13 protein-coding genes and 1 riboswitch are annotated in these 13,818 nt (G+C 47.4%); of the genes, 4 read left to right on the top strand and 9 right to left on the bottom strand.

Going from position 1 to position 13,818, the window contains the following annotated elements; genetic code table 11:
• Positions 1 to 56 precede the first annotated feature (56 nt).
• A riboswitch (cobalamin riboswitch) is annotated at positions 57 to 250 on the bottom strand.
• Positions 251 to 372: 122 nt separating this feature from the next.
• Genes ACWGXJ_RS07065 through cobD form a run of 3 tightly spaced genes read right to left on the bottom strand, consistent with a single transcriptional unit; the run spans position 373 to position 3,240 of the window.
• Positions 373 to 1,131: a histidine phosphatase family protein gene (locus ACWGXJ_RS07065; RefSeq protein WP_452566465.1), complete on the bottom strand. Its 759-nt coding sequence runs from the start codon at positions 1,129 to 1,131 to the stop codon at positions 373 to 375.
• Positions 1,132 to 1,175: 44 nt separating this feature from the next.
• The gene (gene cbiB / locus ACWGXJ_RS07060) at positions 1,176 to 2,147 is read right to left on the bottom strand and encodes an adenosylcobinamide-phosphate synthase CbiB (RefSeq protein ID WP_452566464.1); all 972 of its coding nucleotides are present in this window, start codon (positions 2,145 to 2,147) and stop codon (positions 1,176 to 1,178) included.
• Positions 2,137 to 3,240, bottom strand: coding sequence for a threonine-phosphate decarboxylase CobD (cobD, locus tag ACWGXJ_RS07055; RefSeq protein ID WP_452566463.1), 1,104 nt, complete (start codon positions 3,238 to 3,240; stop codon positions 2,137 to 2,139). The genes cbiB and cobD overlap by 11 nt, the downstream gene beginning before the upstream one ends.
• Before the next feature lie 159 nt (positions 3,241 to 3,399).
• On the opposite strand from cobD, the gene ACWGXJ_RS07050 reads away from it, so the two are divergent.
• Positions 3,400 to 4,401, top strand: coding sequence for a lipoate--protein ligase (locus ACWGXJ_RS07050; RefSeq protein ID WP_452566462.1), 1,002 nt, complete (start codon positions 3,400 to 3,402; stop codon positions 4,399 to 4,401).
• 162 nt (positions 4,402 to 4,563) lie between these two features.
• Positions 4,564 to 5,364, top strand: coding sequence for a Cof-type HAD-IIB family hydrolase (locus ACWGXJ_RS07045; protein ID WP_023987642.1), 801 nt, complete (start codon positions 4,564 to 4,566; stop codon positions 5,362 to 5,364).
• A gap of 138 nt (positions 5,365 to 5,502) precedes the next feature.
• Here ACWGXJ_RS07045 and ACWGXJ_RS07040 read toward each other — a convergent pair whose 3' ends face one another.
• Entirely contained in the window at positions 5,503 to 6,414 is a 912-nt protein-coding gene (locus ACWGXJ_RS07040; protein WP_013309297.1) for a DMT family transporter, read from the bottom strand.
• Positions 6,415 to 6,546: 132 nt separating this feature from the next.
• On the opposite strand from ACWGXJ_RS07040, the gene ACWGXJ_RS07035 reads away from it, so the two are divergent.
• The gene (locus ACWGXJ_RS07035) at positions 6,547 to 8,040 is read left to right on the top strand and encodes an aminotransferase-like domain-containing protein (RefSeq protein WP_452566461.1); all 1,494 of its coding nucleotides are present in this window, start codon (positions 6,547 to 6,549) and stop codon (positions 8,038 to 8,040) included.
• 14 nt (positions 8,041 to 8,054) lie between these two features.
• Here ACWGXJ_RS07035 and ACWGXJ_RS07030 read toward each other — a convergent pair whose 3' ends face one another.
• A complete protein-coding gene (locus ACWGXJ_RS07030) occupies positions 8,055 to 8,825 on the bottom strand; it encodes an MBL fold metallo-hydrolase (RefSeq protein ID WP_452566460.1) in 771 nt (256 codons plus the stop codon).
• A gap of 165 nt (positions 8,826 to 8,990) precedes the next feature.
• Positions 8,991 to 10,052 carry a sulfate/molybdate ABC transporter ATP-binding protein gene (locus tag ACWGXJ_RS07025; protein ID WP_061829549.1) on the bottom strand — a complete coding sequence of 354 codons (1,062 nt, stop codon included), beginning with the start codon at positions 10,050 to 10,052 and terminating at the stop codon, positions 8,991 to 8,993.
• Between the two features lie 219 nt (positions 10,053 to 10,271).
• Between ACWGXJ_RS07025 and ACWGXJ_RS07020 the strand changes: the two genes are divergently transcribed.
• The gene (locus ACWGXJ_RS07020; RefSeq protein WP_235307813.1) at positions 10,272 to 10,673 is read left to right on the top strand and encodes a secondary thiamine-phosphate synthase enzyme YjbQ; all 402 of its coding nucleotides are present in this window, start codon (positions 10,272 to 10,274) and stop codon (positions 10,671 to 10,673) included.
• 172 nt (positions 10,674 to 10,845) lie between these two features.
• On the opposite strand, the gene ACWGXJ_RS07015 is transcribed toward ACWGXJ_RS07020, so the two are convergent.
• From ACWGXJ_RS07015 to ACWGXJ_RS07005, 3 genes are all read right to left on the bottom strand, one after another.
• Positions 10,846 to 11,427, bottom strand: coding sequence for a TetR/AcrR family transcriptional regulator (locus tag ACWGXJ_RS07015; RefSeq protein ID WP_235307812.1), 582 nt, complete (start codon positions 11,425 to 11,427; stop codon positions 10,846 to 10,848).
• 5 nt (positions 11,428 to 11,432) lie between these two features.
• A complete protein-coding gene (locus ACWGXJ_RS07010; protein WP_029516377.1) occupies positions 11,433 to 12,065 on the bottom strand; it encodes a YigZ family protein in 633 nt (210 codons plus the stop codon).
• Positions 12,066 to 12,213: 148 nt separating this feature from the next.
• Positions 12,214 to 13,569, bottom strand: coding sequence for a glucose-6-phosphate isomerase (locus ACWGXJ_RS07005; protein ID WP_061829551.1), 1,356 nt, complete (start codon positions 13,567 to 13,569; stop codon positions 12,214 to 12,216).
• Positions 13,570 to 13,818 lie beyond the last annotated feature (249 nt).

Raw genomic sequence — 13,818 nt, 5'->3', positions numbered from 1 at the left:
AGCTTCTTTCCGCACGGACAGTCACTGCGAACACGTCATCCTTTCCTCGAAGGATTATGGTGACAGGCGGACGGGCAGGTATCCTGACTTATGGTAAGATGCATGTCCTGAAATTTCTTCATATGCTTAGTAGCACATAAAGCAGGACTAACGGGCATGTTTCCATTTACAGTGGCGGGACCGCGCCGGACTTACACCGACTTCCCTTTTAACAGCGCAGGCAAGGGAAACCATAGTTTCATCACACTGCGCCGACCTCGTCTGCTGGATATTTGATGTAGTGGTAGTCAAGCCGTTCTTTTACTTGATGATTATAGGTTAAAATGAGGCGGCTTACAACCCAAACAGCCTCTTTATCCACTGGTGTCTAACCTAATGAGGGAGCATTTCGGCTATGTAATTGTACGGTCCTGCCAGCCTCAATTGAATCCTAAATGCTTCTCCCGGCTTCGGATTCAGACTCCAAAAATCATGGCCCGGTATCAGCATACAAGCTAACTGACGAATTACGCCACCATGCGTAACGACCAAAACAGAGAGCGGCCCAGCAGTCAAATCCATGGGTCGAACTTCCATAGCAACACGCCATTCATACAGAGAGTCAAGAAATTTCCGCAAACGATTCACAAAATCTGTCCAAGACTCTCCTCCAGGAGGGGTTATCCGTTGTGGCTCATCAATCCAAGCGCGATACAACGACACATCCTTGAGCATGTCATACGTTTTTCCATCCCACTCGCCAAAATGAAGCTCTCGCAGACGTGGTTCCATCATAGGAGACATAATAGATAGGGAACCTCCAGACGTCAATTCTGATTCCGGCACAATGATCTGCAAGGTCTGGCGACATCGCATTAAATCGCTGCAGTAGATTCGAGCAAAGGACTGCCCCTGCAATTCTTCTTGCAAAGGCTTTAATTCCTGTTCTGCTCCCGGTAGCAAACCTAAGTCGGAGTGTCCCAGATATCGACGTTCCTTATTCCATAAGGTTGTGCCGTGACGAACTAACACGAGTTCCATGTCCCAATGCAGATCTTCTTTAGTATCATACGGCACCTTATCCTCCTGTGAGTTCGGACTTTGTACGTATTCTACCGTCCTTTTTGCTGCTATATCTTGTTTCAAGATCATGTCACTTCCTGCTCGATCATTATTCAGTGTGTTACTCCTCACCCTCATTGCACCCATCCCAAGGCAAAACAACCTGCGGCTCCTAACAAACACAATCCTACGAACATACTGGACACGGCGAACATCAGCTGGATTGTATGCCGTATATCTTTCGACTCTAGCGGTCGTATCCAATCGCCCATGTATGCACGAAAGGAGCGCACGCCATGATACACATTATAGCCTCCAAGACGAATCCCCAGTGCTCCAGCAACAGCTGATTCCGGGAAGCCACTGTTCGGGCTTGGGTGCAGACGAGCGTCTCGCTTGACTGTGCGCCAGCTTCTTGCAGCATCTCGCTTGTACATCCACGCCGCTACGACAAGCATTGCCGCTGTCAGGCGTGCTGGAATGTAGTTAGCCACATCATCTAGACGCGCTGAAGCCCAGCCTAAATGCAGATACTTTTCATTTTTATAGCCAACCATGGAATCTAGCGTATTCACAGCACGATAAGCCAGCGCCAAGGGTGCTCCCCCGATCAAGGCATAAAAAAGCGGCGAAATAATCGCGTCCACGATATTTTCAGCGACCGTTTCAACCGTACCGCGTACAATCTCAGGCTCATCAAGCTGTTGCGTATCCCGCCCGACAATCATGCCCAGCTCCCGCCGTGCTGCTGCCAGATCATCCGCCTGCAACGCTCGGTATACTGCCATTCCTGCATCCTTTAGTCCTTTGGAAGCAATCGTGGTCGCAATCAGCACCATTTCTGCGCCGACAGATAACCACGGATGAATCCAGGCAAGCAAGTGCAACAGCGCCCAGGCAAGCGCAAAGGAGCCTCCCGCCACAATGAGCGGAAGCAGTATGCCCGCACGTTTTAGCCCTCGGTCACTGCGGACCTGGCGACGAATCGCTTTTTCCAATGCTGAAATGGCATGTCCCATACCGATGACTGGATGCGGCAACCACCTCGGATCACCGATCAGCCTGTCCAAAAGGTAGGCTGCCAGGATAATCAAGCTAACTGTCACGCCGCTGCTCCTCCTCCAGCACTTCACCCAATACAGACAGCAGCCTGCCGTTGGCTTCTGCATCCTTGACCGCAATCCGAAAATGGCTCGTCGTCAGTCCCGGATACATAGCACAGCTACGTATAAGAATTCCACGTTGTCCAAGCGCCTGCTGAATAGCCGATGCGCTCCACGTACCCGGCGCCCTTGCCAGCACGTAATTGGCTTCGCCGGGAACGACACCGCAGCCCCATTCCGCCAAGGCGGTCAACAGGCGGTTGCGCTCCGCAGCAATCAGCTCCTGTGTTTGGCGCTCATATGCTTGCCCACTTCTCAAACACGCCTCCCCAGCCAGCAACGCCAATCCATTCACACTCCAGGTCACCTGTTTGGCCGTCATTCGCCGGATATAGTCCGGATGAGCAATCGCATAGCCCAATCGCAAGCCAGGAATGGCATAAAATTTGGTCATTGACCGGATCAAAATCACATGAGGATAGCGATCCAGCACAGGCAGCAGTGAGTTTCGCCGTTCCATCGGAATAAAATCAATGAATGCTTCATCCACCACCAGCACGGTACCCGTTGTGCCAGCCGCCTCTGCCAGCTCGCATAGCTCCTGCTCACTATATTGCACGCCATTTGGATTATTCGGCTGTCCGAGGAACAAAACATCTACCTGCTCCATGAGCTGAAGGATGTCCTCCACGTCCGCCTTCCATTGAAGCGAGGCCTTCCCATACACCCGGTTGACCTCGGCTCCGAATTTGCCAGCCAGCTCGGCATATTCCGAAAAACACGGCTCCACTGTACCCACACGCTTAGGAGCTAGTCCCAATAGTAGGAGAGCCATGCTTTCAGCCGCTCCGTTTCCGATACTTAGCGACTCCGGTGGAACATGCAGTCGCCGTGCGAGCATATTTTTAAAATTCCGATGCCCAGGGTCTGGATAGCGAATCACAGTGTCAAATGAGTGTTGCAGCGCCTCAAGCACCTCTGGCGGTGGACCAAGCGGATTAATATTTGCACTAAAATCTACAAAATCCGCAGCAGCTCCGCCAAAAGTCGCGGCAGCTGTCTCCCTGTCTCCGCCATGACCGTAAACCTCTATCATTGCCTCTCATCCTTTCCGCCCGTTTCCAATCATTTAGCTCCATTATGAGGCTGCTTTTTGCGTCCCGTCAATGCAAATGAGCTTTTGTACATGGCTCACTTGGGTTACAATAGAAGGAGGCACACATAAATTACACAGTTTATATACGGAGGAATGGACATGCTGTTCATCGACAACCAGGGGATACACGATCCAGCCATTAATCTTGCTATTGAGGAATACGCGCTCAAGCATTTACCGCTGGACGACAGCTATTTGCTGTTTTACATTAATCAGCCTTCTATTATTATAGGCAAGCATCAAAACACTATTGAAGAAATCAACGCCGAGTTTGTTAGGGACAACAATATTCAAGTCGTTCGTCGCCTGTCCGGCGGTGGGGCTGTATATCATGATCTCGGTAATTTAAATTTCAGCTTCATTACTAAGGATAACGGGGAGTCCTTTCATAATTTCCTCAAATTTACGCAACCTGTGATTGACGCCCTGCGCCAAATGGGAGTAGAAGCTGAAATGACAGGCCGCAACGATCTACAGGTCGGAGAACGTAAAATTTCAGGAAACGCCCAATTTGCCACACGCGGACGTATGTTCAGCCACGGTACATTGATGTTCAACCTGAACTTGGATAATGTGGCTGCATCGTTGCATGCCAATCCCGAAAAGTTTAAATCCAAAAGCACAAAATCCGTCCGCAGTCGCGTGGCTAACATCAGCGAACTGATGGACCGTGAGATGACCATAGAGCAATTTCGCGAGGAACTGCTACGTTCCATATTCGGAGCAGAATTGGATCAGGTGCCTCAATATAAGCTCACCGATGCCGACTGGGCCAAAATCCATGAAATTTCCAAAGAACGCTACCAATCGTGGGATTGGAACTACGGTCTATCCCCCGAGAGCAATATCAAGCACACACGTAAATTTCCGGTCGGTATTATTGATATCCGCATGGATCTTAAGGAAGGCTACATCCGTGATATTAAAATCTATGGGGATTTCTTTGGTGTGGGTGACGTTGCTGATATTGAAAATATCCTGCGCGGCAAGCGCTATGATGAAAGTGAGGTACGTCAAGCCTTATCCTCTCTCGATTTGAAGCACTATTTTGGTAATATTGAGTTGGACGATTTTGTTGGACTTGTATTTTTGGAAGACTAACCGTTACTTTTTCCCATCGTTTCAAGCCAATACTTCAGTGGTTATAAGGGGACAGGCTCTTATAGGAGCTGTCCCCTTTTCATTGCGATATTGTCATTTTGAATATTATAAGATACAATTTTAGCATTGCCCCATGATAGAGATAAAGGAGAGAATACCGATATGTATAAATTAATTGCCATTGATATTGATGATACACTCATTAACGACCAGAAAGAAGTCACACCAGCGACACAACAGGCATTAGAAGCTGCTGTAGCAAAAGGTGTGGTGGTTACCCTCGCTACTGGACGAGCTTATGCCTCTGCACACAAAATTGCTCGCCAGACTGGTTTGAACGTGCCGATCATTACGTACCAAGGAGCTTTGGTTAAAAACCTGCTGGACGAAAACGTGCTGTATGAGCGTTATGTTCCACTCGTGGCTGCACGTCGCCTGTATGAATTCTGCGTGGAACGCAATCTGCATCTGCAAACGTATATAGATGACAAATTGTACACACGTGAAGATAATCAGAAAATCAAAGATTACACGGAGCTGAACAACACGGAATATTTTGTAGAGCCTGTATTCAGTAAAGTTATAGAGCAGCCGGCTCCTAAATTGCTGATTATCGACGAGCCTGAAGTGTTGGATGAATTAATTCCTGAACTTCGCGAACTGCTTGGCAATGAAGTTCACATTACAAAATCCAAGCCTCATTTTCTGGAAATTATGCATCATGAAGGCACTAAGGGCCATGCGCTTACCTTCCTTGCAAATCATTTTGGCTGTGAACTGTCGGAAACAATTGCTATCGGTGACTCTTGGAACGACCACGAGATGCTTGAATGCGCTGGTCTCGGCATAGCGATGGAGAATGCCATTCCCGATTTGAAAAAGCTGGCTGATTACATCACTCGCAGCAATAACGAAGACGGTGTTAAGCACGCCATCGACAAATTCGTACTCAACGTTGAATAAAGTAAAAAGTGACTGTTCCCATAATACTTAAATGAAGTAGTACAACAACAAAGCCTCCAACGTCGCATGTTCAATAACATACGGCAGTTTGGAGGCCTTTTCTGTCAGATCATATAATAACCTGCCCCCTTTAAAATATCAGGCAGCAGAACGTACCTTACGCCTGTTCACCAGACGGATAATTCCATTGTTCATAAGGATTAATCCGGTCACAATGAGCAGCACCCCAGCCAGCATCCACCAGCTTACATGCTCTCCATACAACAACGCTCCCAAGCCCACCGCAATCGGCGGTGATATATACAGCCACGTCGTCGGAAACAGAGGATTTGTACGCTCCATGAGCCAGTAGAACAGTGTATGTGCAATCATCGAACCAAACAGGATCAGATAAAGTAAAGACCCCATGGCAGGAAGGTACTGCCACCCCTCAGAACTCCACGGTTCCGTGATCGCAGACAGTAACAGCAGCATCCATCCCCCATGGATCATTTGCGCCGCATTCAGGGCAATCGGGTTCGTTTCACGAAATACATCCATCACTCGCTTGGAATACAGAGCTCCCCCGGAATAACACAGCTCCCCCAGCAAAATGACAAGGCATCCCGCCAGCCACAGACCACTGATCTGAACCGCCAATCCGGGCAGCACAACCAGCACCACACCAAGAAAGCTGATCATGCAGCCAACGACCGTAATCCGTGACGTTTTTTGCCGTAGCAGTACAGATTGCAAAATGACGATCATCATCGGCCCGGTAGCTGACAAAATAGCTCCGATCCCGGAGCTGACATATTGCTCTGCCCAATACAAGGCTGAAAATGTACCGAAGGTCGTTCCTGCTCCAATCAGCAACATTTCCTTCCGCCATAATAACGACCATCGTACTTTTCCGGTCAGCTTCATAGCAATGAACAATATCGCCCCTGCCGCGAAAAAACGTACACCTGCCGATAGGAATGGCGGAAGTCCGGCTTCCACTCCCACTTTTATGGCCAAAAACGTTGTGCCAAAAATAAGACACATTACTGTAAACGCGATACCTATCATGATACGTCCCTCTCCCTTCAGTTGCCTTTAAGCATACAGGGAGACGAACAGAACAGATGTATAACTACAGAACAGTTGTATACGTTTTTGAAGTGCTATATAGTACAATACACAGAAAGGAGCGTGGATAGCATGGGTAAGAACAACAGCGAACTACTCTTTGCAGCCGATCATGCCTTAAAGCTGTATGAGCAGGTTATCCATTATGTAACTGTGCGGATTGATCGCGGGGATTGGCAAACAGACATGAAGCTGCCGTCCGTACGAAGCTTGGCTCAGGAGCTGGGTGTACATCGGCTAACTGTTTTCCGGGCATATCAGGAGTTGAAGCAACGGGGACTGGTCTATGTAAAGGACAAATCAGGATATTACGTTCATGCTTCCCAAGCGACTGGGCATGCAAAATATGCTGGCTACTCGGGACATTCGTCCATTGACCTCACGATTCACTCCAAATCTGCCCATGCGGCAGATGATCCGTCAGTTTCAGCCTGGAGAGGAATGGATGGACTTAGCCGCGTTCAATCCGTAAATACGAATTTCCAGTTTTCCAAAGCGCTGATTGACCCCTCTCTCCTGCCCAATCGATTTTGGGGAGAGCTAATGATACAGGTATTTGAAAAGCATCCGAAAGTAGCAGCCACCTATTCCGCTGTGCAGGGTGATGCCGAGCTTCGGGAGGCCATGGCGCAGCATTTTAGCGTGGATAAGCATTTTGCTTTATCACCGGATGAAGTGCTGATTACCTCCGGAGCACAGCAAGCCATTGATTTAATTGGCCGCTCTCTGCTCCGTACAGGAGACCGTGTATTGATCGAACGTCCTGCCTATGGCCCCGCTATGGAAATATTCCGTAGACTAGGCGCACGTCTGACTATGACTGATATTCGACCAGAAGGTTATGATATGGACCAGATTGAGTGGTGCATGAAAACGGAAAAACCACGCCTCTTTTATATGAATCCAACATTCCACAACCCGACGGGCTTTACGGTCCCCGATGAGCAGCGCAAACGACTGCCTGAACTAGCCGAGCGCTATGGTTGCCTCATTGTTGAGGATGACAGCACCTATGACATTAGCTTTGGGCAAAAGCCCCCTTCTCCGATTTTCGCCTATGATGTTTCGGGAAGCGTCGTCTACATTCGAAGTTACAGTAAATATGTCGCACCCGGTCTACGAATCGCAGCCGTGACCTGCCGACCACAGCTCATGAACAGCCTGCTGAACGTCAAAGCGTTAGTGGATAATGGATCGCCACTGCTGAATCAAAAGCTGTTTTTAGAATACTTTCAATCTCCACGTATGCAGCAGCATATTAAAAAGCTATGTATCGCGCTCCAGATTCGTAAAGAAACGATGGAAGACAGTCTCCGCGACTCCGGTTGGACATGGACCAGCCCGGCAGGGGGACTCAACCTGTGGCTCCAGCTGCCTTCCACGTTGAAACCTAATGAATTACTTGCCAAAAGTTTACAAGAGTCTGTATCCTTTGTCCCCGGCAATGTATTTGATCCCATCGGCGCAGAGGGTAAAACACATGTACGGCTGTCCTATTCATACGCCAACGAGCTACAAATCAAAGAAGGAATCTCCACACTTCTACGTATCAGTCAAACGATGTAAAGGTAAAGGCACCTTTATTCTAACGGCAAACTCATGCCGGTGTGTGCCAAGCTAATCCCTTCCAGAAGCCCATAGTTGCGTGTGACATCCACATCATGGGACATATGTGTAAACACTGTGCTTTCGGGTTTAAGCCTTCCTATAAGCTCCTGAGCCTCCAGCATGTCATATACGGAACGGGTGGCATACTCGGCCTCCTCATGATAAAAACTCGTTCCCAGGACGAGCAAATTCAGATTGTGCAAGGGCAGAATTTCCGCCTCATTCAATCCAATCGAATCCGAACAGTAAGCCCACGAGAAACCGTCCTTTTCCAGACGATAAGCGTAGGCATATCCGTTCTTCCCGTGATTCACACGCCATCCCCGGATATTCCATCCGCCAAGTTGGACTCCCTGGTCTACTGGAATAAGATCCAAGTTTCCAGAGAGCCAGGAAAATTGACGCAAGATCGTGTCAATCACTTCCTGTGGCGCGTACAAGCGACCTCTGTTCCCAGTCCAGCGACAGGCATCTGCCCATTCTGGTAATCCTCCAATATGGTCAAAATGTGCATGTGTCACAAGGATCGTAGGGATAAAACGCAGACCGCGCAATTCTAGCTGTCTACGCCAGTCCGGGCCACAATCAATCATAAAGTCCTCCGTCTCGCTTTCGATCAGCACAGACGATCTCAATCTTACATTCGCCCCTGTCGTGCGAGCTTCTGTGCATACGAGACAATCACAATATACACGCGGAACCCCCATTGCATCCCCCGTGCCAAGAAAAATAAGCCAATTCATGGTTTAACTCCTATCTACCTGGGTCTTTTTACTACTATTATAACGAACAGACCGATTCTACGTAAATCATCTGCGTAAATCCTTCCAGCGTCCAACGCCAAAAGGAGCATGCCCAAAGCCGTGAAATCCGGCTAGACATCCCCTCATGCGTGATCGTATTTATTTTCAAATGATGATAGGCATTGGATCTTCCTTCAGGCGGTTTTCCACCATCCAGCTGGACTGGTCATTATAGAGATAGGCTCTATGCACCAACACTCGCACCTGCTGACCAGGTTCCAGCGTAGACTTCTCCAGCGAGCGGTATGTCATGAGACGATGATCCCCGACCTGTACTTCAACCATCCACTCACTTCCACGAAAATGCAAATGCTTCACTGTGCCTTCCTCGGTCGCCGACAGAAGCGTAAATTCCTCGCTTGGCCCCACATCAATATACTCTGGACGGATCAAGGCACGTGTTCCCACTCCAGCAGCTTCTTCGAAGCCTCTGAGACTGCCTGCCTGTTCAATCACCGTAGATTCCCCAATAAAGGAAGCTACGAACGGAGTACCCGGTTTTTTATAAATATCCCAAGGTGTTCCCTTCTGCTCCAGTCGTCCCTGATTAATCACCATAATTTCATCCGCTACTTCAATCGCCTCATCCTGATCATGGGTGACAAAAATTGAAGTAATACCCACCCGCTCAATCAACTCTCGCAGCCAGGTGCGCAGCTCCTGACGAATCTTGGCATCAATAGCTGCAAAAGGCTCATCCAACAGCAGCAATTGAGGCTCTGGTGCCAAAGCACGCGCAAAGGCAACCCGCTGTCGCTGTCCACCTGACAACTGATGCGGATAACGATGCTCAAATCCTTTGAGCCCCGTTAGTTCGACCAACTCTGTGACCCGTTCCTTGATGCGGGTTTTGGAGCTTTTTTTCACTTTCAGGCCAAAGGCAATATTGTCGTAGACGCTCATGTGCTTGAACAAAGCATAGTTTTGAAATACAAATCCGATTCCACGTTCCTGCGGGGACAGCTCGTTTACTCTTTTTCCATGAAAATGAATTTCTCCCGCATCCGGTTGCTCCAGACCCGCCAAAATGCGAAGAATGGAGGTTTTCCCCCCACCACTTGGACCGAGTAAGCCAATAAGATGGCCCGCCTGAATATCAAAAGATACGTCCTTTACTGCATGAAAATTACCGAAATGCTTGTTTAATCCTCTTACTTCCACATGCATATCCGTACACTTCCTTTCCGCTTCTGGACCTGTTCAGGAACAGCAGCAGCCTTGCTTCTCGCAAAGCACGTACCTCATTTGAAATCATTTAATTATTCCAATGTATATACTATGTTTTTTCTTATGTGATACTTTATCAAAGGAAAGTAATTTTCGTCAACTATATATTATATTAGGAATTAAAAGGGTAAAGTATTAGGAAGAAAGGAGATGGAGTTATTGTTGCATACTTTAGAATTATCCACTACACGGCGAGATGAAATGCGCGATATTACACGAGAGGTTGCTTCATTGATCGAAAAAAGCGGGGTACAACAAGGAACCGCACTTGTTTATTGTCCACACACGACAGCCGGCATCGCCATTAATGAAAATGCAGACCCAGACGTCAAACATGATGTGATATTAAGACTAGATGAAGTTTATCCGTGGGAGCATCCCCAATATCGCCATATGGAGGGAAATACGGCTTCCCACCTAAAATCCATTACGACAGGCCCCTCACAAACGCTCATCATCCATGATGGAAAGCTGTTGCTCGGACGATGGCAGGGACTTTATTTTTGTGAATTCGACGGACCACGCAGACGCCAATACCATGTAAAGATCATAAAGGGCTGACGGACCGGGTAAAAAAACAGACCATGATGTTTTCCTACTGGATGCATCATCGTCTGTTAAATTCTTAGTCGCTTTCGCAAAGTAACGTAATGATAAGTCACCGTCATGAAGTGTATACACCCAAAAAAGCGCCCTACATGTTCATGGCTGAAGTGTGTGAATGCAGGTACGCTCATAGGTGTCTGCACAGTAGCTTTACATGTGCTAAAGCAGCGGGCCTAATTTCTTCAAATGTTAAACCGTCCTGAATATAAAATGATACAAAGCCATGCATGGATAAAAACAGGCTTTTCGGTACCCTTGCGCAATCTTCCTCCGAATGCCCCTGACCACTCAATTCTTGACGGATCATGGACGCAAATAGTTCCACACAACGGTTTTGCTCTGTGCGACAGTATGCAAATAGTTCTTCATCGTGCATCATGAACATAATTTCGTATTGATATGGATTTTCCAAACCAAAACGGATAAATTCCAGCATCAAGTACTCCAACCTGCTCAAGCCATCATCAGGCGTACCTGTTGCTGCTTGCAGTAGAATCCCACGCAATGTATTAAAATCTTCAATTACAATGGCATAGAACAGTTCAGCCTTCTCTTTAAAATGATAATATAACGAACCATGACTGTAACCCAGATGCTGGCCAATGCTGCGCATTGAAATCGCACGGTAGCCCTTGGTAATAAACAAGTGCCTGGCCGCTTCCAGAATCCGCCCTCTTGACAACTCCTGTTCTACTGCTCTTCTAGCCATATTATTTATTCCCCTTCAATAAAGTAAAGCTGCTCTCCCTCCGACACAAGCGATTGCCCCTGCGTCAAGTCTGTTATCCAGTTGCTGAAGGATTCCGCATCACCAGCCAGCGGCAGACAGGTTAAGGTAACTTTATCCGTAAACATTGTTTCTCCAGTGCGGATGCTGCGATTGCGTAATTCATTTTCCACTTTGCCCAACCAGGTATAATCCAATTCTACAAAAACTTCGCGATGCAGCACACGTGTAATTGCATCCCCTGCCTCGATTGCTGCAACAGCACCATCTGAATACGCGCGAATCAGACCGCCTGCTCCCAACAAAATCCCACCAAAGTAACGGGTAACAACAATAGCGACATTTTTTAGCTTCTGGTTGCGGATCACCTCCAAAATAGGCTTTCCAGCCGTACCACTCGGTTCTCCGTCATCCGATTGCTTTTGGATTTCGTCTCTTTCGCCAATCATGTAAGCAGAACAATTATGGGTAGCGTTCCAATGCTCTTTTTTGATGCGCTCTATGAAAGCAACTGCTTCTTCCTCAGTTTGAACAGGCTGAATATGGCCGATAAAACGGGATTTTCGGATCACAATTTCCTTGTTGCCGGCACCGCGTACAGTTCGGTATTGTTCCAACATACACGTATAACCTTCCTTAATTCATTTTACAAGAAAGCAGTCCCCCGCTTCTGGCAGCTGGTGAACTGCTTTCCTGTACTTTAATTGATGCTATACACTATAACACTTCTGACCGAAATCCTGTTTCGCATCAGAGATTACAGCACTCTTATTCAGACAATCTCGCTTCAAGCTCAGCTTTTTCTTTTTCGAAGCCTGGTTTGCCGAGCAGCGCAAACATGTTCTTCTTGTAAGCTTCTACGCCCGGTTGATCGAACGGATTTACACCCAACAGGTAGCCGCTGATGCCGCAAGCTTTTTCGAAGAAATAAGCAAGATAGCCGAAAGAGTAAGGGCTTAAGTCAGGAATATTTACAATCAAGTTCGGTACTTGTCCGTCTGTGTGAGCCAGCAATGTACCTTGGAATGCTTTTTTGTTTACAAAATCCACAGTTTTGCCTGCCAGGAAATTCAGTCCGTCCAGATCATCCTCATCTGCTTCGATGGTGATGTGACTTGGTACATTTTCTACTTGGATTACCGTTTCAAAAATGTTGCGGCTGCCTTCCTGAATGAATTGTCCCATGGAATGCAGATCTGTCGAGAAATCAACAGAAGCAGGATAAATGCCTTTGTAATCCTTGCCTTCGCTTTCTCCGTACAACTGTTTCCACCACTCGGATACAAAATGAAGAGACGGCTCATAGTTTACGAGAATTTCAATTGCTTTACCTTTGCGGTACAAAGCGTTACGAACGGCTGCATATTGATAAGCTTCGTTCTCAGCTACATTCGGGTTGCTGTACTCTTTGGAAGCGTCTGCCGCCCCCTGCATCATTTCCTCGATGTTAATGCCTGCAGTAGCAATCGGCAACAAGCCTACTGCTGTCAGCACGGAGTAACGACCACCCACATCATCAGGAATAATGAAGGATTCGTAGCCTTCTTCGTTAGCCAGTTTTTTCAAAGCGCCACGTTCTTTATCCGTCGTTGCATAAATACGCTTGCGCGCTTCTTCTTTACCGTATTTTTTCTCCAGAGCTGCACGGAATACGCGGAATGCGATCGCTGGCTCTGTTGTCGTACCTGATTTGGAAATGACGTTCACAGAGAAGTCTTTACCTTCAATCAGTTCCAACAGATGATTCACATATGTAGAGCTGATGTTATTACCAGCAAAATAGATAGCTGGACCCTTGCGTTGATCTTTAGGCAGCGCATTGTAGAAAGAATGCGACAGCATTTCGATCGCAGCACGTGCTCCAAGGTAAGAACCACCGATACCGATTACGATCAATACTTCGGAATCGCTTTGAATTTTAGCAGCAGCCTTTTGGATGCGCGCAAACTCTTCTTTATCATAATTGGTAGGCAGGTCAATCCAACCCAAGAAATCGGACCCTACACCGGTTTGGTTGTGCAGTTGCTCATGAGCCAGCTTGATGGGCTCTGCAAAATAATCAATTTCGTGCTGACCTACGAAGGAGAGCGCTTTAGTGTAATCAAAATTAACTTTTTTAGACATGTTTGGAACCTCCTGTTTGGTATTACTAAGACCATGAATACGAACATAAGGACTTAGGAATAGGATACTTTAATTTGCGGGGCCTGACAAGCTTGCGTTACCTGTGTATCCTTTGCTTGACAGCCCCTCCTGTAGATAGGGTAGCATGCCCATGCTACAATTAACTGAGATCAACCTGTTTTATATTCATTTCAAGCCGAACTCGCAATCTGCATCAGACGGCAACTTCCAACAAGAAAGGTGATTAGC

This window comes from Paenibacillus sp. S33, assembly GCF_053615415.1.
The sequence above is the reverse complement of the archived record's forward strand: the minus strand, read 5'-3'. Positions and strand labels throughout refer to the sequence as shown.

Excerpts from the sequence above, each read along its gene's own strand:
- ACWGXJ_RS07065 (WP_452566465.1), bottom strand. The coding sequence starts at position 1,131 with ATGATCTTGAAACAAGATATAGCAGCAAAAAGGACGGTAGAATACGTA.
- cobD (WP_452566463.1), bottom strand. The coding sequence starts at position 3,240 with ATGATAGAGGTTTACGGTCATGGCGGAGACAGGGAGACAGCTGCCGCG.
- ACWGXJ_RS07050 (WP_452566462.1), top strand. The coding sequence starts at position 3,400 with ATGCTGTTCATCGACAACCAGGGGATACACGATCCAGCCATTAATCTT.
- ACWGXJ_RS07045 (WP_023987642.1), top strand. The coding sequence starts at position 4,564 with ATGTATAAATTAATTGCCATTGATATTGATGATACACTCATTAACGAC.
- ACWGXJ_RS07040 (WP_013309297.1), bottom strand. The coding sequence starts at position 6,414 with ATGATAGGTATCGCGTTTACAGTAATGTGTCTTATTTTTGGCACAACG.
- ACWGXJ_RS07035 (WP_452566461.1), top strand. The coding sequence starts at position 6,547 with ATGGGTAAGAACAACAGCGAACTACTCTTTGCAGCCGATCATGCCTTA.
- ACWGXJ_RS07030 (WP_452566460.1), bottom strand. The coding sequence starts at position 8,825 with ATGAATTGGCTTATTTTTCTTGGCACGGGGGATGCAATGGGGGTTCCG.
- ACWGXJ_RS07025 (WP_061829549.1), bottom strand. The coding sequence starts at position 10,052 with ATGCATGTGGAAGTAAGAGGATTAAACAAGCATTTCGGTAATTTTCAT.
- ACWGXJ_RS07015 (WP_235307812.1), bottom strand. The coding sequence starts at position 11,427 with ATGGCTAGAAGAGCAGTAGAACAGGAGTTGTCAAGAGGGCGGATTCTG.
- ACWGXJ_RS07010 (WP_029516377.1), bottom strand. The coding sequence starts at position 12,065 with ATGTTGGAACAATACCGAACTGTACGCGGTGCCGGCAACAAGGAAATT.
- ACWGXJ_RS07005 (WP_061829551.1), bottom strand. The coding sequence starts at position 13,569 with ATGTCTAAAAAAGTTAATTTTGATTACACTAAAGCGCTCTCCTTCGTA.